The organism is Ruegeria sp. HKCCD7181, assembly GCF_057221055.1.
In genome coordinates, this window is sequence record NZ_JBWVBC010000005.1 from 48,561 (window position 1) to 68,434 (window position 19,874).

Here is a 19,874-nt window from a genome sequence, read left to right on the forward strand (position 1 = left end):
CTGGTGAACCCGGCATGAGCCTGTCCCCTGAACTTCTGTTACACGGTTATTCCATCGGCATCTTTCCGATGGCAGAGCACCGCAATGACCCTGATCTGTTCTGGGTTGACCCCAAAATCCGGGGGGTGTTTCCGTTGGACGGGTTCCACATCTCGCGCAGTCTGGCACGCCGTATCCGCGCCTGTGGGTACACTATCACGATAGACCGGGACTTTGTTGGCGTCGTCGACGGCTGCGCGGATCGCGTAGACACATGGATCAACCCCGAGCTGCGCCGTTTGTACCAGCATCTGCATCGCAGCGGTTACGCTCATTCGCTTGAAGTGTGGGAAGACAACACTTTGATCGGTGGCGTTTATGGCGTTGTTCTGGGTGCAGCATTCTTCGGTGAAAGCATGTTTTCGCGGCGAACCGATGCCTCGAAAATCGCGCTTGCTTATCTGGTGGACCGGTTGCGACAGACAGGCTTTATCCTGTTCGACACACAGTTTCTGACTGCACACCTGGCTTCGTTGGGCGCCATCGAGATTTCGCGCGCCGACTATCATTCCGAGTTGAAGCAAGCACTGGATTCAAGTGCCGATTTCACGGCAGTTTTGAACCAGACCCCTCAGGGCGTCATACAGCGGATTACCCAGACGTCATAACGGGCATGATCCAGTGCGTTCAGCGCCGGAGATGTAGCGATCATCCACCCATCAAACAACTGCTGCGCTTTATCCTGTTCCCAGATCGTCAGATAAGCAAATGCGTCGCCGGTCGGGTTGTCAACCGGATAGCGGCAGTCTCCCAGCGCGACATCCAGCCCGAAGACCGTCGCGGTCTGGCCGTTTTGCACTTCGACATCGACCGTCTGGCCGCTGACTTTATCCAGGCCACGCAGCATCGCCCCTGGACCGGATTCAACCTTTTGTTGCGCGGCGGCACCGGACGCAGTCAGGAACAAAGCCGTCAGCAGCCCATACTTCATTCGCTGCCATCCCCGGCCACGAATTTCACCAGCAGGGAAATCAGACTGACTGCACCTTGTGTGTCCTCAATCTGATCACCCGGCTCGAAGTAAAAAGGGGATCCACCCGGCATGACCTCGACAAAGTTCCCACCCAGCAATCCTTCGGAAGAAATCACAATGGCACTGTCATCAGGGATCAGAATGTCATCAGCCACGGAAAAACTGGTGTCCGCCCGATAAGTGTCAGCATTCAGCGTGACATCCGTCACTGTCCCGATCTTGACACCTGCCAACCGGACGTCGGTGCCGACGCCCACACCTTCGAGCGAACGAAAGGACGCGCCAAGCTCGTAGCCGTTACTTGTCTGCGACAACCCGGTGGATTGGCTGGCATAGACACCAAAGGCGATCGCACCGGCAAGTACGGCCCCACCGACAAGGACTTCGGTCATAGTATGGTTCGACATGCGTGTCTGCCTATTCCGGGCTCCAGGCCTCGTAATCCGTGCGCTTGATCGGATCAGGGCGACGCAGCGAACCAGCCGGTGCATAGGCCAGCGCGGTGCCCGTCAGGTTTTCCTGATGCGGCTTTTCCCACGATTTATGCGGCAAAGGCTTGTCCGTCGGCGGTTCGTCCCAGGTGCGGTGCAACCAGCCGTGCCAATCGGGATCAATCCGGCTGGCCTCGGCCTCACCATTGAACATGACCCAGCGTTTGCTGTCATCCGCATTGCGATAAAACACATTGCCTTCGTTGTCTTCGCCAACCTTAACGCCCTTGCGCGCGGTATAAAATTGCGTGTTCAGGGTGGCTCCGTTCCACCATGTCACGGCCCGCAAAAGAGTATTCAGGATTCCCATTGGCTGCCTCCGGCATTTCTGTCCCCGCAGATATGGACCAAAGCCAAGCCAAGGTCCAGTGCCACGAGGCCACCCTGCGTCATTCAGGCAGGATTGCGGTCACTTCAATCTCGATCCGATATTTGGGGTCAATCAATCCGCACTCGATCATCGTAGCTACCGGCGGGTTTGCTCCGAATGCATCCGCCAGGATCGGCCAGCAGGGCTCGAACTCCGAACGATCCGGCAGCATGTATGTCACTCTCACGACATCTGCAAAGGACGCCCCGGCCTCGGCAAGTGCTTTATCAATCGTTGTCAGGATCGACTTGCATTGCTGAACTACGTCATCACCCTGCCCGACCGTGCCGGCAACATGAACCCAGCCACCCGCCACGACGGCGCGGCAATAGCCCACTTTGGCTTCGAATTCTCCGCCGGAAAATACGCGTTTGATCACCACATTACCCTCATACAGAAAACGGCGCGGTCAAGGCCGCGCCGCGTAGGTTTCAAAACTGACTGAGCTTAACCGGCCGAAGCCGACTCCGGACCAGCATCTGCATAGATGATCAGCGGTTGCGTGTCTGATGTCACGGCTTCTTCATTGACCACAACCTCGGTCACGTTTTTCAGACCAGGTAGTTCGAACATCGTATCCAGCAGGATATCTTCGAGGATCGAACGCAATCCGCGCGCACCGGTTTTGCGCTCGATAGCCTTCTTGGCGATTGCCGTCAGAGCGTCCTCCGTAAAGGCCAGCTCGGCATCTTCCAACTCGAACAGACGCTGATATTGCTTGACCAGAGCATTCTTGGGACTTGTCAGAATGGTGACCAGTGCGTCTTCGTCCAGATCCTCAAGCGTCGCCAGAACCGGCAAACGACCGACGAATTCCGGAATCAGACCGAATTTCAGCAGGTCTTCCGGCTCGAGATCCTTGAAGATCTCACCCACACCGCGCTCGTCATTATCCCGCACGTCTGCGCCAAAGCCCATGGCCGAGCCCTTACCACGCTGCGCGATGATCTTGTCGAGACCTGCAAACGCACCGCCACAGATGAAGAGAATATTGGTGGTATCCACCTGCAGGAATTCCTGCTGCGGATGCTTGCGCCCACCCTGAGGCGGAACGCTGGCAACAGTGCCTTCCATCAGTTTCAGCAGCGCCTGTTGAACGCCCTCGCCTGACACATCGCGAGTGATCGAAGGGTTCTCAGACTTGCGGGTGATCTTGTCGACCTCGTCGATATAGACGATGCCACGCTGCGCGCGTTCGACATTGTACTCGCTGGATTGCAGCAGCTTGAGAATGATGTTCTCGACATCCTCACCTACGTAACCGGCTTCGGTCAGCGTGGTTGCATCCGCCATGGTGAACGGTACATCCAGAATCCGTGCCAGCGTCTGCGCCAGAAGCGTCTTACCGCAACCGGTGGGGCCGATCAGAAGGATGTTGGATTTGGCCAGCTCGATATCGCCGCCCGCCTTCTGAGCGTGGTTCAGACGCTTGTAGTGGTTGTGAACCGCAACCGACAATACCCGTTTTGCCGTGGCCTGACCGATGACGTAATCGTCCAGCACCTCACAGATGTCTTTCGGGGTCGGCACGCCATCCGAGGATTTCAGGCCGCTGGCCTTGGTTTCCTCGCGGATGATGTCCATGCAAAGTTCAACGCATTCATCACAGATAAACACGGTCGGGCCTGCAATCAGTTTGCGAACCTCATGCTGGCTTTTGCCGCAGAAGCTGCAGTAGAGCGTGTTTTTTCCGTCACCGCCTGAATTCGTCGCCATGTTCTACCTTTCGGGCTCCATACGTGCGGCCCGCCCGGACCGCGTTTGCCGCCTTTGCCTGCAGCTTAGGACAGCACTGTTGCAGCTACAATCTCAAAATCGTTCCTCACGCCCCGTGCGCGAGGTTTTGAACTCAGGCCTCGTCGCCATCCATTTTGGCGCGGTTCTCGACGATTTCGTCGATGTGACCCCATTCTTTTGCTTCTTCCGGGCTCATGAAGTTGTCACGATCCAATGCCTTTTCAACCGACTTTTTGGTCTGGCCGGTATGACGCACGTAAATATCATAAAGGCGATCCTTCAGCTTTTGCGTCTCAGCTGCGTGAATCATGATGTCGCTGGCTTGGCCCTGATAGCCGCCGCTGGGTTGGTGCACCATGATCCGGCTGTTGGGCAAGGAAAAGCGCATGCCATTCTCCCCGCCGGCCAGCAAAACCGAACCCATCGAGGCCGCCTGACCGATTACCAATGTGGAACATTTCGGCTTGATATACTGCATTGTATCGTAAATCGACAAACCGCTGGTCACGACGCCGCCAGGCGAGTTGATGTAGATCGAGATCTCTTTGTTCGGATTTTCCGCCTCAAGATGCAGCAGCTGAGCTACGACCAGATGGCTCATCCCATCATGGATCGGGCCGTTGATGAAAATGATCCGCTCTTTCAGAAGGCGCGAGAAGATATCGTATGCGCGCTCACCCCGACTGGTCTGTTCGACGACCATAGGGACGAGCGTGTTCATGTAAGTGTCAACTGGATCGAACATTCTGGACCTGCCTGCTTTGCTATGGATCGGGACCCTACCCGAAGAGATGTTACCCGAGTCTTAGTGCCGCCACCGAGGGGCTGCAAGGGGTGCCGGAACGATCAATGAATTCTGCGGTGAACCAAACGCCGGTCGCTTCACACCAGGACGGAAGAAAGCACCATCATGGAGCGCGTGCCCCAAAGCTTTGTCACCGCGAACCCACGAAATTTTGTCCTATCCATCACGTTATTTTGATTCATGCATATGGAAATACATGATCAAACCATGTACCAAGATAGCTCGCCTATTGGGTGGACAGATTAGCACCAACCACCCGCAGGACTTGCAAGGAAACAGAAAAATGGCTCTTCCCCAATTCTCACAGGACACGACCACTCAAAACTTGGATCAGATGGTAGAAAACGCCACAAAAGCATCCAATTTCCTTAAGGCTATCAGCCATGAAGGCCGGTTGATGATCCTGTGCCATTTGGTGTCCGGAGAAAAATCAGTAACCCAGCTGGAAGAGCTGCTTTCTGCCCGTCAGGCCGCTGTATCCCAGCAATTGTCGAGACTCCGCCTTGAGGGGCTTGTCGTTCCCAGGCGCGACGGAAAGGCCATTTACTATCGTCTGGCCGATGATCGCCCACTCCGGATACTCGAAGTGGTTTACGAATTGTTCTGCGAAGAAAAATAACCTAACGCCAACGAACCCTTACGCATCGCGCTGGTCAAGACGCGGTAATCCGGCACCGACACTGACCGAAGATAGCGGGTTTGAGGGCTTGCGTGCCTTGGGATTGATAGCTTGACCCAGCACCAAGTTCCGTCTGTTGTCATGGGAGCAATAGTTGTTTCAAAACCTGTGGCTCTGAACTTGGAAAACTGCTAGTCAAACCAAAACGATCACTTATGGAGTTACACATGATCCGCGCATTTCTGATTGGACTGGCCCTGTTCTCTCTGGCAGCCTGCGAAACGGCCAAAGGGGCTGGCAAAGATATTGAAAAAGCCGGTGACGCCATTCAGGGCGCAGCCACAGACGTTCAAGAGAACATTTAGTCTACGCCGAAATATTGAGGGTACTGCGTAGCAACCCGCAATATATAGTTGCGACTGACACCCAAACAGGGTAGCATCAATCGTACAGGTGCATAGACGCGGCATTGCATCATCTGACACTTCTACGGGGTTCTTTTGCACATGCGAAAGAACCCCGTTCCCATTTGAGGGACGATGAGTGGTAGCCTGCATGAACCTGAGGTTCAAAAAAGGAAAAGGCGTCAGGTGCGCAGACGCGGTCTTTGCATGCATCCTTTCGGACACTCCTGACGCCTTGCCGGGTCGACGCGCCCGAGGGGCGCTCCGATCCAGTAGCCTAGCCCCCTAGAGGACCAAAGCCGCTGCTTCGCGTACTATGTCGCGCTGCAGTACACATCGACCTTCTGAGAGGCTGATCACTTGATACGGACATGAAGCCCAAATCAGCTGATTAACCACCGGTAAGTTGCTGCAAACCAGACAAATCCTAAAATCTGCCTTCTCCACTGCGACCCCCTTGGCCTTTGTGTCCCACTCAGGTTCCGAAAAACCGTTGCGGTGATCAGACTGTTGCACTCACCTCATGATCCGACAAGAAAATAGCACTGCAGCATGAAAATTAGACGGGGATAAACTGTTGATATCCGGCGGGAAAGCGATGTGGATAACTCTAGAATCCGCGAAACCCCACAGGGTTGAAGCCGGAAAAGTTCAGGCTTTGGTCACCACCACTAAACTCGGCCGTTTCTGCATGTGCGAAGGTCTGCGCACGGTTGTTTCGGCGAAAACTGCTCAGCTTTTTCAACTTTCGAGCCTCCAATTTTTCGATTCGTGCGAATGGAGAATCGCCAATGCGCAGCTGAGCTGCACCAAATCCGGGCTACACTCCGCTTCGGCAAAAAACCCGAGATCAAAGACTGCACTGACACGAAATCACAAACCGCTGGCCAAGCCAGTGAAGGTCTCCGAGGCGCAGCAAAGCTGAGATCCGCAGGATGTCGGGAAAGGCCGTTGTCGCGAGGTGTAGCCCAGTGAATGTATTGATCCGATAATGGAACCTGGGCCGGGCAGTACCTTTTTCACCGCACGCGAAGTCGCGCTGAAGGTCCGCAAGATCCAGATGACTCGTGCCGAGGAACGCCGCATCCTGACACGTGGTACCCTGAACCCTATCGCGGGCGGCTCGGTGGCCACCCGGCCCGTCTCCTCCCCGTGGAGACGATGGTTCCGTTTCTGAGAAGCGTTCCGACCCGGCCGGGGCAACCTACTACACTCCGCCACAGCGGTACTTACCCCCTACAACCGCCCGGGCCGGAACAGCTTCAGTTCACCTGACGTTCCAGAACTGTGCTGTAGGTCGTTCCATTACGCAGGCTACGGAAATCGGCATAGATCCTGCCGTCTTCGTACCGGGCATCAATCAACGCATTCGCGCCAATCACCAGCGGTGCGGTTTCAACAATCCCGATGGAACCCGAGCCATCAAGACTGATCGTTCCAGTGGCTTCGTATTCATTCCACTCGGTATCTCCGTCCCGACGCCACTTGCTTGGACCCCAAAAGACGTTGTCCTCTTGCATCTGGACATCCAGCATCCATTCGGCCTGATTGAACCGGGGGGCTTCGCCGCGGTGCGTATGGCTGGGCGAAACGGTCGTATACGACCCTAGCCATGTGCCACGCAGGTCTGGCGTGTTGTCGGCCAGTGCAGCTGTTCCAAGCGTGAGGCTCGTGGCCAGAGCGGCTGCTCCGGCAGTTAAATATCTGGTCATGGGCTCTCCTCCTGAATGCGACCCTTTAGAGTTCAAAAGCGAACATCTTCGGTGTGGCATACAGATTGGGAGAGCCCGAATGCGTTACAAGTTACCTAAGGTAAAGTTCATTTTCGGTTAACAATTGGTTCAGTATTGACGCAATCCAGTCGGTCCCTTGTTCATTGACTAGGCACTCCCCTATGGGAATGGTAGGACCGCAAAAAAGATCATGACGCGCCGAAGGCTCTGCCCGAAGGCTTCGTGCAACGGACAAAGAGGCAACAGTGCTGGACCATTTGCAGTTCCCGAATTTCCAAACGTATGACGAGATGATTGCCGACCCTGTGTGGCAGGCAGCGCTGGGGTTGCTGGACAAGCATCTCGCGACATCGCTCCGGACGGCTCAGGCAGAACCCACTCTCAACGGCAACCTGTTTTACGCACATAAGTCACCCAGTTTCGAGCAGGACGAGCTGTTGCCCGCCTTCGAGGGCAAGCGCCGCAATCTGTTCGCGTTGGCCCGACGGTCCAGCCACATGTTCGAGGTTGGCGTGAACGGCGGCCATTCGCTGTTTCTGGCGCTGTCCGCGAATCCGAACTTGCGGGTCACAGGCGTTGATATCTGCCATCAGGTTGACCCGTCATGGGCGCGGGTGGACATCTATGTCCCTGCGGCCTTCGATTGGCTTAAGGTGGCGTTTCCCGGACGGGCCGAGTTCATCACCGGCAATTCCCTGATAGAGCTGCCCCGTTATGCGCAGGATCATCCCGAGCAGCAGATCGATCTACTGCATCTGGACGGCGCCAAGGACACACATCTGCGCGAGTTTCTGGCCATCCATCCCTGCCTGACCAACAGTGCAAAGGTCATTCTGGACGACACCCACACCAAGCCCGTCCGTCTGGGCATGCGTCAAATAATCAAGCTGGGCATGGCCCAACACATCGGAGACAACGACATCGGCGTCGAGATGGTACGTGGACATCGCGTGCTCAAGGTCGTCTGACTTACCCCTCAACACAGGCCTGATCGAAAAGGCACCGGCCCAGCCCCGGGTTCAAAACACGATCGCGATCAGTTCAACCAGTCCGATGAGGCCGAGGAATACGTTCGAGGTCAGGATCAACCCCTTCATGTTTCGGGCCGCTATCCCTTTGGCAAAGTTCGTCTGCGCAAAGTCGTCATCCATGTCATCCCGCAGGTTTTCGACGTCTTCAAGGGCAGTCTTTCCGGCGAGAATGCCATAGGCGGCGGTTGCAATCACCAAAACGATCAGGACCAGCGAAACCCCCTCGGGGCCGAAACCAATGATCGCGGCAATGGCGACATAGGCAAAGATCGTTGTCCGCATGATGTGATAGTAATGATCCAGACGACCCATCGAGAGTTCGGAACGTAGCTGCGAGTCCATAACACTTCCCCCACTAATTTACTGTTTGGAATGAAGGGACTGTATCATCTTTCGCAGGAACTCCAAACTTGGCCGCATGGCAAAGGGCGCGCGAACGGTCTCGAGACCACGCGCTTTTCTGCCAGATTAGGCCACAATCAGTCGATCGTGATACTGCCGGTAATCGTGTTTACGAATTTCTTGGTGTCCGGATCGGTAAGCGACGAAAAGGTCCCTCCGCCCGTGGCGCTGGCCCAGTTTCCGGTGCCGCCCGAGACGGTCCAGTCACCCGTCAACGCGCCATCTGCACCTATGCCCGTGGCGGCCCAGCTCATCACCGCCTTTTCTCCCGACGCCGCATCGAACACGCAATTGCCGGTGCCCGAAACCTTGGCCCCATTGACCAACACCGCCCCGAAACACGAGCCCGCAGCCCCTTCCAGCGGGTGGCCCGAGGCGACCTCGAAACTGTCGTAATCGGTCTGAGCCTTGATCACTGCGTGGCCGCCCGAGATGCCATAGACCTGGTTCGCATTCACGCCCATGCCCTTGGCACCCCCATCATAGGTTTCTGCCTGCGCCGAGGCGGCCAGGCCGATGCTCAGGAACGTGACTGCGGTCGTCAGAAAAAACTTGTGCATAATAACCTCTCATATCTGAGGGTCTGGCGTTGCAAGCGTCTGGACAAGCATCAAGCCCGCTTGAACGCGGCTCCTCGCGGACACAATAACACATTGCGATGTGTGGGTCTAAAATGGGCGCTTTATGCAGAACGGTTGGTCAATTGAGTTGAGGGCAGCGCCGATCCGATGGGAGGCGCAAACACGCCGCCCATTTACCAAACCGGGTCGGCGAAATGAGGTCAGTTCAGGCCAAGCAGTTCCTTCGCCTGGGCCAGAGTTGCAACCGACGCGTCATGATCACCTGCATCATGCAGCGCGGCACCTTCGTCGCGCCATGTTTCGACCTGAGTGATCTGTTCTTCAGACAGGTCAGGACCCGCAGCCAGAGCGGCATCGATGGCGGCAATGTCGGTGGGGCATTGCCCGGCAAAGGCGGGCGCGGCGAACAGGCAGAAGGCAGCAGCCAGAGACAGATGTTTCATTGATTCATCCTCCCGTGTTTTGGGGTGCGATGAGAATACCATAAAACGGGTCAGGCCCAGAGAACGGCAGCATCCGATGCAGCCGATCGGCGAGGGATGGCTGATGGTGGGACAGTTTTGACTTCGAACGGGTGGAGCCCCGAGAGCCAACGCGCCGCCAGTTTTGCCGGAAGCAAACCTTCCGTTTGACGGGGGCGGGTCGGCGCGGCCCGGCGGTGCCTCCGGGCGGGTGGGTCGAAACTATCGCGTGGACCTCGCAGTTTTAGGAAAGACCTGCAGTCATAGCCTCCTAAGTGCTTGAAAAATCCGCACTCACGTCTCAAATTGGGACAAAATTCCCCCGGAAGGCAAACATGTCCGAGTTTTTGATAGAGCTGGCAGAAGCCACAAATGACGAAAGTGATTTAATTGACTTTAAACGCGAGTATTCACCTCAAAAGAAGGCCGCATTTTGGGCTGAGACAATCAAAGATATAGTCGCTTTTGCCAATACTCGCGGTGGGATTCTCGTTTTCGGCATTGAAGACGATGGCACACCTTCAGAATTTGACTGCGACGCTCTTTTTGAATTGGACGGTGCCGCTCTAGCTGATCAAATCAGGAAATACACTGGATCTGACTATTCAGGAGCCAAAGTTGTTCGTGTAGTTAGAGCTGAGAAGAGTTTTCCTGCGATTTTGGTGGAACCGGTTGCCGTCCCCCTCGTCTTTACGAAAGTCGGCACTTATCAAATCGACGTCGGCACTCAAAAGACTGCGTTTAGCAGAGGCACTATTTACTTTAGACACGGACCGAAGAGCGAACCTTGCACAAGAAGCGACTTGGAGGACTTTCTAAAGCGAGAACTAGAAAAAATTCGGGAAGAGTGGCTCGGCAACATCCGAAAAGTCGTTGAAGCGCCAATAGGTGCAAACGTTGTTCTTACACACTCGGCCTCATCTAGCGCAGAAGTCCGCATCACCAATGACCCGGATGCTCCGGTTGTCCATCTGCCTCGCCTGAGCGATGGTTTTCCACACAAACAAGGCGAAGTGATAAGAGTTATCAACGAAAAACTGCAACTTGATAAGCCGATCAATGCTCATGACATACAGGCAATCAAATTTGCTGAAGATATTGATGAAATTACAAGACCTGAAATGGTCTCCAAACCACACGAGCAATCAAGCCCACAATATAGCCCAGCATTTGTTGAATTTATTCTGGAAAAGTACTTTGAGAACGATGCTTTTTTCCAAGATTGTCGCGAAATATGGAAAGATGGCCATTATCCTGGATAGTTCAAAAAGCAGCGGCGCTTCGTTCAGACAACGTTTTGAGCAGTAATTGATCACCGCTTAGGCACGCAGTTGGCTACGCCAACCGCTTTCGCCCACCGTCACTTCAAATAGACAGCCTCAACTGTCCATCTTCAGCGCAGATATAAACGCCTCCTGCGGGATATCGACCTTCCCGAACTGGCGCATCTTTTTCTTACCCGCCTTCTGCTTGTCCAGCAGTTTGCGTTTCCGCGTGGCGTCGCCTCCGTAGCATTTCGCGGTCACGTCCTTGCGCAGGGCCGAGAGGGTCTCGCGCGCGATGACCTTGCCGCCGATGGCCGCCTGGATCGGGATTTTGAACATGTGGCGCGGGATCAGGTCCTTGAGCTTTTCGCACATCGCCCGGCCCCGCATCTCGGCCCGGTCGCGGTGAACCATGGTCGACAGCGCGTCGACCGGCTCGTCATTCACCAGCACCGACATCTTGACCAGCGCGTCTTCGGTATAGCCGGTCATCTGGTAGTCGAACGAGGCATAGCCCTTGGTCACCGATTTCAGGCGGTCGTAGAAGTCAAAGACGACTTCGTTCAGCGGCAGGTCATAGACGACCATGGCGCGGCTGCCCGCGTAGGTCAGGTCCAGCTGGATGCCGCGACGGTCCTGACAGAGTTTCAGCACGTCGCCGAGGTATTCGTCGGGCACCAGAATGGTCGCCTTGATGCGCGGTTCCTCGATATGGTCGACCTTTGACGGATCGGGCATGTCGGCGGGGTTGTGCAGCTCGATCATCTCACCGTCTTTCATGTAGACGTGATAGATCACCGAGGGGGCCGTCGTGATGAGCTCGATATCGTATTCGCGTTCGATGCGGTCGCGGATGACCTCTAGGTGCAATAGCCCGAGGAAGCCGCAACGGAAGCCAAAGCCCAGCGCGGCAGAGGTTTCCATTTCAAAGCTGAAGCTGGCGTCGTTCAGGGCCAGCTTGTCGATTGCGTCGCGCAAGTCTTCGAATTCGGAACTGTCGACGGGGAAGAGGCCACAGAACACCACCGGCTGCGCGGGTTTGAAGCCTGTCAATGCTTCTTCGGTGCCGTTGCGGTCGTTGGTGATGGTGTCACCGACGCGGGTGTCGCGGACCTGTTTGATGGATGCGGTCAGGAAGCCGATCTCACCGGGGCCGAGAGAGTCGACCATCTCCATCTCCGGGCGGAAAACGCCGACGCGGTCGACATGGTGCAGGGTGTTGTTCGACATGAACTTGACCCGCATACCCTTTTTCAGCGTGCCGTCCATGATGCGGACCAGAACGATGACGCCGAGATAGGCGTCGTACCATGAATCCACCAGCATCGCCTTGAGCGGCGCGTCCAGATTGCCCTGCGGTGCGGGCAGTTGCTGAACAATAGCCTCAAGCGTTTCGTGGATTCCCTGCCCTGTCTTGGCGCTGACCTGAATGGCATCGGTCGCGTCGATGCCGATCACGTCCTCGATCTGTTCCGCCACGCGGTCACAATCGGACGCGGGCAGGTCGATCTTGTTCAGCACCGGCACGATCTCATGATCTGCGTCGATGGCCTGATAGACATTGGCCAGCGTCTGCGCCTCGACGCCTTGGGTGCTGTCGACGACCAGCAGCGAGCCTTCGACCGCGCGCATGGAGCGGCTTACCTCATAGGCAAAGTCCACATGCCCGGGGGTGTCGATCAGGTTCAGCACATATTGCTCGCCGTTGTCGGCGGTATAGTCGATGCGGACCGTGTTGGCCTTGATGGTGATGCCGCGCTCGCGCTCGATATCCATGCTGTCGAGCAGCTGTTCCTTCATGTCACGATCCTTGACCGTTCCGGTCTCTTGAATGAGCCGGTCAGCAAGGGTGGATTTGCCATGGTCGATATGCGCGACGATGGAGAAATTGCGGATATGAGCGAGGTCTGTCATGGGTTGGGGATATGCGTCGGAAATGGGCTGTGGTCAAGGTGGGACGAGACCCTACGAAACCCTTTAGTTGCTAGGCTTCGGTCCGATCAGACCAGCCCATTTCTAACCAGTTCAGCATTCATCCAATGCGTCTCACTTTGCACATGACCTTCACGTACGTACTTCGCGAGGTGAGTGGGCATGTTTTCTTCCTCGAATGCTGCTGTTGTATGAACGACAAACCCCTCTTGTGTGTCTAGATCTAGGGCTGCAATTACATCAGCGACGACCTGAGTCGAGAACCGCCCCCGATACAGTTCGGAAACAGGGCTGATTCCAAGTTTCGTAAAGCGTGACAGCGTCGCATCCCATGACTGAACGACGCCAGCCTTGATCCACGCGAATCCCAAAAAATAAGTCGGCAACTCCAAATACGCGATGGAATGACGTGCGAATAGATATTCGCCAACAATGCGCTCATCCTCAGTGAGTTGCGGTGCAATACCAGCTGCGAAAGCCTTCATCCAGTCTCGTGAAGGGTGATATCTTGCGTCGATACTGCGAGGGTGACAGCCTTGACTGTGGATGGTCGTATTCTCACCGTCCATCTTTTCGGTAAAGACGACCTCGTCCGCTGATGCCAACTCATCAACACTCGTCATGATCTTGTCGTCGCTTGTAGTACCGGGAGATTGCGGCAGGTGGAATGTACGCCCGTATTTCTTTAGCATTTTGGTCTCACGATAGAATTCTAAGCGAAGTCAGGCCAGAAAACGCGACATCAACTATGTGCGCAATCACTTTTTCGCAACGTATGATTGATCCCTTCCCCCGTTTGTTTCATAGTCCTGCGCAAACCGAGAGAGGCGTCAGATCTCTCCGGGCAGGCAAAAACGAGGCATGAGCATGAAACAGTTCCTCCTAATCGCATTTTGTGCGGCATCGCTGACGGCAGTGGCGCCGGCAGTGGACGCGGCGCAAATCAAACGGGCGTGTCTGGCGTCGGATCGGTCGGCGGCGACGCGGGATCGGTGCAGCTGCATTCAGAGGGTCGCCAATCAAGCACTTACGCGAAGCGACCAGAAGAAGGTAGCTCAGTGGTTCAAAGATCCGCATCAGGCGCAGGAGCTGAAGATGTCGCAGAGCGCGCGCGACGATGCGCTGTGGGATCGCTATCAGGCCTTCGGCCAAATGGCACAGGCTGTTTGCAGCTAAGACACCTTCAATCCTTGACCTGATCTCGTCTGCCCCCCAGAAATGGGGCAGCGAAAGGTGTATCTGATGGTGATGAAAGGGCTGACCCTGCGGGGCCTTGAAGTGTTCGAGGCGCTGGCGCGGACGGGATCGGTGGCGCAAGCCGCCGAGATCACGGGACTCAGCCAGCCCTCGGTCAGCCAGCAATTGCGCAATCTGGAAAAAGCCTTGGGCACCGAACTGGTGGATCACGGGCGGCGGCCGATGCGGCTGACGCAGGCCGGGCGTAGCTTTCTGGCGCGCGCGGAAACGGTTCTGGCCGAGTTACAGATGGCCCAAGGCGAACTGGCCGTGATGGATCTTGGGCACCTGACTACTCTGTCCATCGGCCTGATCGACGATTTTGACAATGATCTGACGCCGCGGTTGGCGACATTGCTGGCCGACAGTTTGACGCGGTCGAAATTCAAGCTGATCACCCTGTCCAGTCTCGATTTGTTTCAGGCCTTGGAGGAACAGCGCCTGCACATGGCAGTCTCGGCTCATAGCGGCGAGGTACTGGAAGGTGTGGTCGAGTACCCCCTGGTTCAGGACCCCTTTATTCTGGTGGCTCCAAAAGGAGCGGGAAACGCTATGCAGGATCTGCCGTTCCTACGCTACGCACGCGAGCAACTAATCAGCCGCCAGATCGAAGGACACCTTGCGCGGAAGCAATTGGAATTTGAGGAACGGTTCGAGATTGGCTCGCATCTGGCACTGATGGCAATGGTCGCGCGCGGCCTGGGCTGGGCGATTACCACGCCGCTGGGCTATATGCGCGCAGCAAGGTTTCATGACGGGCTTGAGGTGCACCCTGCCCCGTTCGGAGAGTTCTCGCGCACGATATCACTGTTTACGCGTTCGGATTGGTCCGATCAGGTTCCGCAGGAAGTTGCGGGCATGATCCGGCGGCTGATGCAAAGCCAGATCATTGACCCCGCGGTGACGCAACTGCCGTGGCTCAGCGACAGGTTGAAAGTTATGGCCAGCTAGGGATTTAGGTGTGTTGCCAACCCCTCAACCGCCGTTTCGATCAGATCCAGCACACCCTCGAAGTCGCGAGTGTAATACGGATCGGGGACATGGTCCGCCCCGGAATGTGACGCAAAATCGGTGAGCAGACGCACCGGCGTGTCATTGCCAGCAGGACGCAACTCTTCGATATCGGCGAAGTTGTTGGAGTCCATCCCGATGATCAAATCGAACCGGTCGAAATCTTCTGCCGTGAACTGCCGCGCCCTGAGATCGCTGAGGTCAATGCCCCGTGCCCTCGCGGCTTTTATCATGGGGCCATAGGGTGGATCGCCAATATGCCAACCCGACGTTCCTGCGCTGTCGGTTTCATGATGCGGTGCACGGGCGCGAAAGACGCCTTCGGCAGCAGGTGAACGGCAGATATTGCCCAGGCAGACGAAAAGGATACGGTGTGTCATGGGGCATGGTTTAACCTGCGGAGGGGGCATGGAAAAGATCGTCATTCTTACCGGAGCCGGGATTTCCGCGGAAAGCGGATTGGGCACTTTCCGCGACGAAGACGGATTATGGGCCAAACACAGGGTCGAGGATGTCGCCACGCCCGAGGGGTTTGCCCGCGATCCCGCGCTGGTCCACGGGTTCTACAACGCACGCCGTGTTCAGGCAGCAAAGGCACAGCCCAACTTGGCGCATGAAGCGTTGGCCACGCTTCAGCGTGATTGGCCCGGCGAAGTCGTGATCGTGACGCAAAACGTCGATGGCCTGCACGAGGCCGGTGGTGCCAAGAGTGTTATCCACATGCACGGTATTCTAGCCGGGGCGCTATGCGCGGCATGTGAGCATCGCTGGACTGCGCCACCGGAAATGGCTGTGGGCGAGCGGTGTCCGGCCTGTCACTCATCCTCTGCCCGGCCAGACGTCGTGTGGTTCGGCGAAATGCCATACCGCATGGACGAAATATATGACCACCTGAACGAGGCCCGGATTTTTGCCGCTATTGGGACTTCGGGCCAGGTCTACCCAGCTGCCGCCTTCGTCCACGAAGCCATCGCCGCCGGTGCGCGGACCATCGAGCTGAATCTGGAACCCTCGGTCGGAGTGTCCAGCTTTGACGAAACGGTATTTGGACCGGCCTCAGAAACCGTACCCCGCTGGGTGAACGGGCTTCTCGGCCGACGCTGACAGCAGAATCAGCAGACAGAGCGGGAATTGGTCGTCTATGCTGCAGTCAGCCCAAAACGAGAGAGCCCCATGACAGAGCCTGAGACAAAAAGTGGTGAAATACTTGATGATGGCAGCATCCGGTCGCGCGATGCGCTCAGCGATAATCTGGCCAATCTGTGGTGGACCTTCCTGTTGCGGGGCCTGTTGGCAGGGTTCGTTGGCGTTGCAGCGCTGTTCTGGCCTACCGGCAGCATATCATTGTTGCTGCGATTAGTAGGGCTGCTGCTGGTTCTGGATGGAGGCCTGACCCTGCTGGGATTTGGGCGCCGCGGAGTCGTCGGTGGTGTGGGGATCGGGGCAATTTTGATTGGGCTGGTGCTGTTGATCTGGCCAGAGGGTGCAGCCCGGCTGACCTTCTTCCTACTAGGAGCGTGGGCGCTGATCATGGGAATCGGTTCTTTGCTGGCCATGTCACAGATGCATGAAAAGGACCCGGAACGGTCGACAGTGCGAAACTCGGGCCTTGTAGCGCTGATAATCGGGGTGGTGCTGTTGTTTTGGCCCGGCAGTGGCCTAGTGGCTTTGGGGTGGGCAATCGCTTTTTCGGCCTTGGCCATCGCGGTGGTCATGTTCTTCCTGGCTGCTCGTTTCAAACGTGCCGGTGACCGGTTGGCAATGCGCTCTATCAACCAATAACGCAACAGACCGGGCAATGCCCGGTCTGATGTATGGATGACGGCCGATTTCGGCCCGAAGAAAGGCCTGACCTTAGTTGGAATGCGCGCCGCTGTCCTGGCGCTCCAGATCAACCGGGATTTCGACCTGCACTTCACCTGCCTGCTCAAAGATCAGCGTGACCAGCACCATCGCACCTTGTTCAAACGGCTGCGTGAGGCCCATGAACATCACATGATCACCGCCACGTTTCAGCATGTGGCTTTCACCTGCCGGAATGGCAAAGCCTTCCTCGACATGAACCATCTTGGCAACGCCGTTTTCATCAATCTTGTGGGTATGTAATTCAACCCGGGCGGCGGCATCCGATGTCACTCCGATCAAGCGGTCTTCAGCATCGCCTTGGTTGACGATCATCATGAATGCGGCGCCAGCCTTAGCGTTCTTACCGGATGACCGGGCATAGGCGTCATCGACCTTGATTTCGCCCCCAGCCAGGGCAGAGGTGGCAAGCGATGCGGCGGCCAGCGTGGCCAGAAGTTTGGATTTGAAGGACATTATGCCTCTCCTTGCAAAAAGTGTCTGAATTCAGTGGAAGGAATCAGACAGCGCGAGGAGGCGCCCTTGCCGGTGTTTGCGGTACCGGGGCGGCAATCAGGCCATCGGAACGTTGTGATAACTCATGTCTGGGTCGGTCGGGTGCAGCTGGCAGATCAGGCTGCAATGCAAGAATCGCACCAAGCAACGATAGCGCGTAATCCGGACAATAGTGCGGAGCACCAGTCGGCTCGCCATCTTCATCCATATAGACGACGACAGGACCGGTTCCGGTGCACAGCACCATCTGGCCGACAACACGATCAACCCCACGCGAAGCCGCAACGCCCTGACCGGTCAGTATGACCAGCAGAGACAGGACCATAGGCAGAAATGTGCGATACACGGTTGTCATGTCGACTTGCGGTATAGGTCGGGGAAAACCCAGGCTTCAAGAACTGATCGCGCGCCTGCGGCGTTGCGTCAGGGGTCCAGCCTGTGGCGTTTGACGTTTTCGACATTCAGGCTGTTATGTTGCCGATTGACCCGCCGCTGCATCCGAGCGCACGTACTGAAGGTTTTGCTCAGAAGTGCAGGTAGCAGAGCCAAAAAATCAAAGACTTTGATAGGCATTGAGATGTCTCCGCTAATTGAATATGAGCAAACTTAACTCACATTCAGCGAGCGATATGTGAACAATGTCACCTAAAAGTCCGAATTAATATTAATTCGTAAACACTGTTCGACAGTACCCTTAGCGCAAAACAAAAACCCTGCACCAACAGGGGTGCAGGGCCAAAATCTTGGAAATGGAGAAAGGCTTAGGCCGTGGCTTGCGCCTTGGCGATTTCTTTCTTCACTTTCAGAGCGTTATCAGACAGCTCTTCGTCTTTGGCTTTTGCCAGGAACGCGTCCAGACCACCACGGTGGTCGACCGAGCGCAGGGCAGCCGCCGAGATGCGCAGCTTGACGCCACGACCCAGGGTTTCCGACTGCAGGGTGACATCGTTCAGGTTTGGCAGAAAACGACGACGAGTTCTGTTTTTGGCGTGGCTGACATTGTTGCCAGTCATCGGGCCTTTTCCGGTCAGTTCGCAACGGCGCGACATGGTTTCTTCCTTTGTTTCTGGAGGCCGGGCGTTGTATCCGCAGCCAAATCACAAGGGGCGCAAACCGAGGTCGCGCCCGAAAACTGGTTGGATGCGTGTAGTGGGAATCGCCAGAAGGGTCAAGTCGGATGCTGCGAATTCTTTGCACCAAAGCCGCAATCTTACGCTCCTCACGTTATCGGGGTCTGCAACAGCGGCTTGTTGTTCTTCAGATGCCGCGCAACCAGTTGTTTCTGCTGCTGACCACGCGGGATGAGTCGCGCTGGGTCGGCTGTGTAATCCAGACGTGCAAGTTCAGGGAAAATCTCTAGAATTTCACATCGCGCTGCCGGGTTGAGCGATTTCATGGCCTCGGGACCCGTGTACAGGCTTTCGGTTGGCGCATTCTCGGCAAAGATCACCTGATGCTGATCGAACAGCAAATGGAAATATTCGACACTCTCAACACTCTCATCAACGAAAATTCCGGGCAGGGCAGTCAGTTTGATCGCCGGGATCAACACCTCGGTCGTACCGAACATGCGCTGAGCGATTCTCGACTGCACCAGCATCCGGTGTTGCCGCGACACCAGCAGATCGCGACGCGGCAGACCTTCGCCTAACGCCCCGGCAAGGATTCGCACCGGCAAGAGTTTTGGGTTGTCGTCCAGCGACCGCGCATTCAGACGACGACGCCCGATCCAGCGGATGGGGTGCACCCCTTCCCCCAGTGTCGGGATCAAATCACCTATGCTGAGGTTCTGTATCAAAACCGGCCCGTTTTGCGTCAGTATCTCGGTGCCATAGGTGAAACAGGGAAATCCTGTGCCGGCGTCAAACGAATCATAGGTGGCAGTTTTACCGGAAGGTAACGTGAACGAACCGCTCGAGAGGGAATAGCCAACCCCGTCCTGAACCGTGAAAGTGCCGTGCGTGTCATCGACTACCACCGTCCCGGTCGGCAGGTTGAGCGTATCGGTCCCGTTGCCGCCATTGATCGACCCGGCCACATCGGTACTACTGAAATTCAGCGTGTCATCATCAGCACCAAGCCGGATTTCATCAACGGTCGAGCCGCTGACGGTAATCGTATCCGAACCGGCGCCGCCTGCGACCCGACCACCTACCGTGCTGTCGGTAACCGTGATCGTGTCATCGCCGCCATTTCCAAGGACATTGTTTGTGATCGTGCTGTCCGTGACATCGATCTGGTCGTCGCCGCCCCTGCCCCGGACATTATCAATCGGCGTTCCCTGCGGCGCGCCGTTCAGGGTGCCGTTGTCATCTGTGACATCGATATCGTCATTGCCATTGGTCCCGGTGATATTCGGCATTGGCGACGGCTCCTGAAGCTGGGGTCAGATGCGTTTACGAACAGATATATCATCAATCCCTGTT

General features: G+C 56.2%; 26 protein-coding genes. 9 read left to right on the forward strand and 17 right to left on the reverse strand.

The window, feature by feature from the left end; translation table 11 throughout:
• Window positions 1–14: 14 nt before the first annotated feature.
• Window positions 15–647: a leucyl/phenylalanyl-tRNA--protein transferase gene (gene aat / locus AC2TCY_RS11410; RefSeq protein ID WP_480847579.1), complete on the forward strand. Its 633-nt coding sequence runs from the start codon at window positions 15–17 to the stop codon at window positions 645–647.
• On the opposite strand, the gene AC2TCY_RS11415 is transcribed toward aat, so the two are convergent.
• From AC2TCY_RS11415 to AC2TCY_RS11440, 6 genes are all read right to left on the reverse strand, one after another.
• Complete coding sequence (locus tag AC2TCY_RS11415; RefSeq protein WP_480847580.1) at window positions 611–970, reverse strand: DUF2155 domain-containing protein; 360 nt, start codon at window positions 968–970, stop codon at window positions 611–613. The genes aat and AC2TCY_RS11415 overlap by 37 nt on opposite strands.
• Complete coding sequence (gene mlaD, locus AC2TCY_RS11420) at window positions 967–1,419, reverse strand: outer membrane lipid asymmetry maintenance protein MlaD (protein ID WP_480847581.1); 453 nt, start codon at window positions 1,417–1,419, stop codon at window positions 967–969. Before mlaD ends, AC2TCY_RS11415 begins: the two co-directional genes overlap by 4 nt.
• A gap of 10 nt (window positions 1,420–1,429) precedes the next feature.
• Window positions 1,430–1,813: an NADH:ubiquinone oxidoreductase subunit NDUFA12 gene (locus tag AC2TCY_RS11425; RefSeq protein ID WP_480847582.1), complete on the reverse strand. Its 384-nt coding sequence runs from the start codon at window positions 1,811–1,813 to the stop codon at window positions 1,430–1,432.
• Between the two features lie 79 nt (window positions 1,814–1,892).
• A complete protein-coding gene (locus AC2TCY_RS11430; protein ID WP_480847583.1) occupies window positions 1,893–2,252 on the reverse strand; it encodes a RidA family protein in 360 nt (119 codons plus the stop codon).
• 68 nt (window positions 2,253–2,320) lie between these two features.
• On the reverse strand, window positions 2,321–3,589 hold the full coding sequence (gene clpX, locus AC2TCY_RS11435) for an ATP-dependent Clp protease ATP-binding subunit ClpX (RefSeq protein ID WP_480847584.1): 1,269 nt from the start codon (window positions 3,587–3,589) through the stop codon (window positions 2,321–2,323).
• 133 nt (window positions 3,590–3,722) lie between these two features.
• On the reverse strand, window positions 3,723–4,355 hold the full coding sequence (locus AC2TCY_RS11440) for an ATP-dependent Clp protease proteolytic subunit (protein ID WP_480847585.1): 633 nt from the start codon (window positions 4,353–4,355) through the stop codon (window positions 3,723–3,725).
• Window positions 4,356–4,698: 343 nt separating this feature from the next.
• On the opposite strand from AC2TCY_RS11440, the gene AC2TCY_RS11445 reads away from it, so the two are divergent.
• Entirely contained in the window at window positions 4,699–5,034 is a 336-nt protein-coding gene (locus AC2TCY_RS11445; protein WP_480847586.1) for an ArsR/SmtB family transcription factor, read from the forward strand.
• 227 nt (window positions 5,035–5,261) lie between these two features.
• A complete protein-coding gene (locus tag AC2TCY_RS11450; protein WP_480847587.1) occupies window positions 5,262–5,399 on the forward strand; it encodes an entericidin A/B family lipoprotein in 138 nt (45 codons plus the stop codon).
• A 1,301-nt stretch (window positions 5,400–6,700) separates the two neighbouring features.
• Here the strand turns inward: AC2TCY_RS11450 and AC2TCY_RS11455 are convergent.
• The gene (locus tag AC2TCY_RS11455) at window positions 6,701–7,150 is read right to left on the reverse strand and encodes a hypothetical protein (RefSeq protein ID WP_480847588.1); all 450 of its coding nucleotides are present in this window, start codon (window positions 7,148–7,150) and stop codon (window positions 6,701–6,703) included.
• A gap of 266 nt (window positions 7,151–7,416) precedes the next feature.
• On the opposite strand from AC2TCY_RS11455, the gene AC2TCY_RS11460 reads away from it, so the two are divergent.
• The gene (locus AC2TCY_RS11460) at window positions 7,417–8,139 is read left to right on the forward strand and encodes a class I SAM-dependent methyltransferase (RefSeq protein WP_480847589.1); all 723 of its coding nucleotides are present in this window, start codon (window positions 7,417–7,419) and stop codon (window positions 8,137–8,139) included.
• Window positions 8,140–8,190: 51 nt separating this feature from the next.
• On the opposite strand, the gene AC2TCY_RS11465 is transcribed toward AC2TCY_RS11460, so the two are convergent.
• From AC2TCY_RS11465 to AC2TCY_RS11475, 3 genes are all read right to left on the reverse strand, one after another.
• Window positions 8,191–8,544, reverse strand: a complete 354-nt coding sequence (locus AC2TCY_RS11465) for a hypothetical protein (protein WP_480847590.1) — start codon at window positions 8,542–8,544, stop codon at window positions 8,191–8,193.
• 137 nt (window positions 8,545–8,681) lie between these two features.
• Window positions 8,682–9,164 carry a hypothetical protein gene (locus tag AC2TCY_RS11470; RefSeq protein ID WP_480847591.1) on the reverse strand — a complete coding sequence of 161 codons (483 nt, stop codon included), beginning with the start codon at window positions 9,162–9,164 and terminating at the stop codon, window positions 8,682–8,684.
• Window positions 9,165–9,385: 221 nt separating this feature from the next.
• Window positions 9,386–9,628 carry a hypothetical protein gene (locus AC2TCY_RS11475; RefSeq protein WP_170326817.1) on the reverse strand — a complete coding sequence of 81 codons (243 nt, stop codon included), beginning with the start codon at window positions 9,626–9,628 and terminating at the stop codon, window positions 9,386–9,388.
• Window positions 9,629–9,981: 353 nt separating this feature from the next.
• Between AC2TCY_RS11475 and AC2TCY_RS11480 the strand changes: the two genes are divergently transcribed.
• On the forward strand, window positions 9,982–10,908 hold the full coding sequence (locus AC2TCY_RS11480; protein WP_480847592.1) for an AlbA family DNA-binding domain-containing protein: 927 nt from the start codon (window positions 9,982–9,984) through the stop codon (window positions 10,906–10,908).
• A 117-nt stretch (window positions 10,909–11,025) separates the two neighbouring features.
• Here AC2TCY_RS11480 and lepA read toward each other — a convergent pair whose 3' ends face one another.
• Together lepA and AC2TCY_RS11490 are read right to left on the reverse strand one after the other, a co-directional pair.
• Window positions 11,026–12,825: a translation elongation factor 4 gene (gene lepA, locus AC2TCY_RS11485; protein WP_480847593.1), complete on the reverse strand. Its 1,800-nt coding sequence runs from the start codon at window positions 12,823–12,825 to the stop codon at window positions 11,026–11,028.
• 86 nt (window positions 12,826–12,911) lie between these two features.
• Window positions 12,912–13,535 (reverse strand): RNA ligase family protein, encoded by a 624-nt coding sequence (locus AC2TCY_RS11490; RefSeq protein WP_480847594.1) that lies wholly within the window; start codon window positions 13,533–13,535, stop codon window positions 12,912–12,914.
• Window positions 13,536–13,710: 175 nt separating this feature from the next.
• Here AC2TCY_RS11490 and AC2TCY_RS11495 point away from each other — a divergent pair, with 175 nt between their 5' ends.
• Together AC2TCY_RS11495 and AC2TCY_RS11500 are read left to right on the forward strand one after the other, a co-directional pair.
• Window positions 13,711–14,019, forward strand: a complete 309-nt coding sequence (locus AC2TCY_RS11495) for a hypothetical protein (protein WP_480847595.1) — start codon at window positions 13,711–13,713, stop codon at window positions 14,017–14,019.
• Between the two features lie 66 nt (window positions 14,020–14,085).
• On the forward strand, window positions 14,086–15,030 hold the full coding sequence (locus AC2TCY_RS11500; protein ID WP_480847596.1) for a LysR family transcriptional regulator: 945 nt from the start codon (window positions 14,086–14,088) through the stop codon (window positions 15,028–15,030).
• On the opposite strand, the gene AC2TCY_RS11505 is transcribed toward AC2TCY_RS11500, so the two are convergent.
• On the reverse strand, window positions 15,027–15,470 hold the full coding sequence (locus tag AC2TCY_RS11505; protein ID WP_480847597.1) for a low molecular weight protein-tyrosine-phosphatase: 444 nt from the start codon (window positions 15,468–15,470) through the stop codon (window positions 15,027–15,029). The genes AC2TCY_RS11500 and AC2TCY_RS11505 overlap by 4 nt on opposite strands.
• A gap of 28 nt (window positions 15,471–15,498) precedes the next feature.
• Here AC2TCY_RS11505 and AC2TCY_RS11510 point away from each other — a divergent pair, with 28 nt between their 5' ends.
• Together AC2TCY_RS11510 and AC2TCY_RS11515 are read left to right on the forward strand one after the other, a co-directional pair.
• Window positions 15,499–16,194 (forward strand): NAD-dependent deacylase, encoded by a 696-nt coding sequence (locus AC2TCY_RS11510; RefSeq protein ID WP_480847598.1) that lies wholly within the window; start codon window positions 15,499–15,501, stop codon window positions 16,192–16,194.
• Window positions 16,195–16,263: 69 nt separating this feature from the next.
• Entirely contained in the window at window positions 16,264–16,872 is a 609-nt protein-coding gene (locus AC2TCY_RS11515; protein WP_480847599.1) for an HdeD family acid-resistance protein, read from the forward strand.
• A gap of 72 nt (window positions 16,873–16,944) precedes the next feature.
• Here the strand turns inward: AC2TCY_RS11515 and AC2TCY_RS11520 are convergent, their stop codons facing one another.
• The 4 genes from AC2TCY_RS11520 to AC2TCY_RS11535 all read right to left on the reverse strand — a co-directional run bounded on the left by AC2TCY_RS11520 (window position 16,945) and on the right by AC2TCY_RS11535 (window position 19,810).
• Window positions 16,945–17,409, reverse strand: a complete 465-nt coding sequence (locus AC2TCY_RS11520; RefSeq protein ID WP_480847600.1) for a copper chaperone PCu(A)C — start codon at window positions 17,407–17,409, stop codon at window positions 16,945–16,947.
• A gap of 43 nt (window positions 17,410–17,452) precedes the next feature.
• Complete coding sequence (locus AC2TCY_RS11525; protein WP_480847601.1) at window positions 17,453–17,803, reverse strand: hypothetical protein; 351 nt, start codon at window positions 17,801–17,803, stop codon at window positions 17,453–17,455.
• Between the two features lie 406 nt (window positions 17,804–18,209).
• Window positions 18,210–18,497: a 50S ribosomal protein L28 gene (rpmB, locus tag AC2TCY_RS11530; RefSeq protein WP_480847602.1), complete on the reverse strand. Its 288-nt coding sequence runs from the start codon at window positions 18,495–18,497 to the stop codon at window positions 18,210–18,212.
• 170 nt (window positions 18,498–18,667) lie between these two features.
• Entirely contained in the window at window positions 18,668–19,810 is a 1,143-nt protein-coding gene (locus AC2TCY_RS11535; protein ID WP_480847603.1) for a Hint domain-containing protein, read from the reverse strand.
• Window positions 19,811–19,874: the final 64 nt, after the last annotated feature.

Coding starts and splice junctions, on each gene's coding strand:
- AC2TCY_RS11440 (WP_480847585.1), bottom strand. CDS start 4,355: ATGTTCGATCCAGTTGACACTTACATGAACACGCTCGTCCCTATGGTC.
- AC2TCY_RS11535 (WP_480847603.1), bottom strand. CDS start 19,810: ATGCCGAATATCACCGGGACCAATGGCAATGACGATATCGATGTCACA.
- AC2TCY_RS11450 (WP_480847587.1), top strand. CDS start 5,262: ATGATCCGCGCATTTCTGATTGGACTGGCCCTGTTCTCTCTGGCAGCC.
- AC2TCY_RS11455 (WP_480847588.1), bottom strand. CDS start 7,150: ATGACCAGATATTTAACTGCCGGAGCAGCCGCTCTGGCCACGAGCCTC.
- aat (WP_480847579.1), top strand. CDS start 15: ATGAGCCTGTCCCCTGAACTTCTGTTACACGGTTATTCCATCGGCATC.
- AC2TCY_RS11500 (WP_480847596.1), top strand. CDS start 14,086: ATGGTGATGAAAGGGCTGACCCTGCGGGGCCTTGAAGTGTTCGAGGCG.
- AC2TCY_RS11425 (WP_480847582.1), bottom strand. CDS start 1,813: ATGGGAATCCTGAATACTCTTTTGCGGGCCGTGACATGGTGGAACGGA.
- AC2TCY_RS11490 (WP_480847594.1), bottom strand. CDS start 13,535: ATGCTAAAGAAATACGGGCGTACATTCCACCTGCCGCAATCTCCCGGT.
- AC2TCY_RS11495 (WP_480847595.1), top strand. CDS start 13,711: ATGAAACAGTTCCTCCTAATCGCATTTTGTGCGGCATCGCTGACGGCA.
- AC2TCY_RS11480 (WP_480847592.1), top strand. CDS start 9,982: ATGTCCGAGTTTTTGATAGAGCTGGCAGAAGCCACAAATGACGAAAGT.
- AC2TCY_RS11505 (WP_480847597.1), bottom strand. CDS start 15,470: ATGACACACCGTATCCTTTTCGTCTGCCTGGGCAATATCTGCCGTTCA.
- mlaD (WP_480847581.1), bottom strand. CDS start 1,419: ATGTCGAACCATACTATGACCGAAGTCCTTGTCGGTGGGGCCGTACTT.
- AC2TCY_RS11525 (WP_480847601.1), bottom strand. CDS start 17,803: ATGACAACCGTGTATCGCACATTTCTGCCTATGGTCCTGTCTCTGCTG.
- AC2TCY_RS11520 (WP_480847600.1), bottom strand. CDS start 17,409: ATGTCCTTCAAATCCAAACTTCTGGCCACGCTGGCCGCCGCATCGCTT.
- AC2TCY_RS11515 (WP_480847599.1), top strand. CDS start 16,264: ATGACAGAGCCTGAGACAAAAAGTGGTGAAATACTTGATGATGGCAGC.
- AC2TCY_RS11445 (WP_480847586.1), top strand. CDS start 4,699: ATGGCTCTTCCCCAATTCTCACAGGACACGACCACTCAAAACTTGGAT.
- AC2TCY_RS11470 (WP_480847591.1), bottom strand. CDS start 9,164: ATGCACAAGTTTTTTCTGACGACCGCAGTCACGTTCCTGAGCATCGGC.
- lepA (WP_480847593.1), bottom strand. CDS start 12,825: ATGACAGACCTCGCTCATATCCGCAATTTCTCCATCGTCGCGCATATC.
- AC2TCY_RS11510 (WP_480847598.1), top strand. CDS start 15,499: ATGGAAAAGATCGTCATTCTTACCGGAGCCGGGATTTCCGCGGAAAGC.
- rpmB (WP_480847602.1), bottom strand. CDS start 18,497: ATGTCGCGCCGTTGCGAACTGACCGGAAAAGGCCCGATGACTGGCAAC.
- AC2TCY_RS11475 (WP_170326817.1), bottom strand. CDS start 9,628: ATGAAACATCTGTCTCTGGCTGCTGCCTTCTGCCTGTTCGCCGCGCCC.
- AC2TCY_RS11465 (WP_480847590.1), bottom strand. CDS start 8,544: ATGGACTCGCAGCTACGTTCCGAACTCTCGATGGGTCGTCTGGATCAT.
- AC2TCY_RS11415 (WP_480847580.1), bottom strand. CDS start 970: ATGAAGTATGGGCTGCTGACGGCTTTGTTCCTGACTGCGTCCGGTGCC.
- clpX (WP_480847584.1), bottom strand. CDS start 3,589: ATGGCGACGAATTCAGGCGGTGACGGAAAAAACACGCTCTACTGCAGC.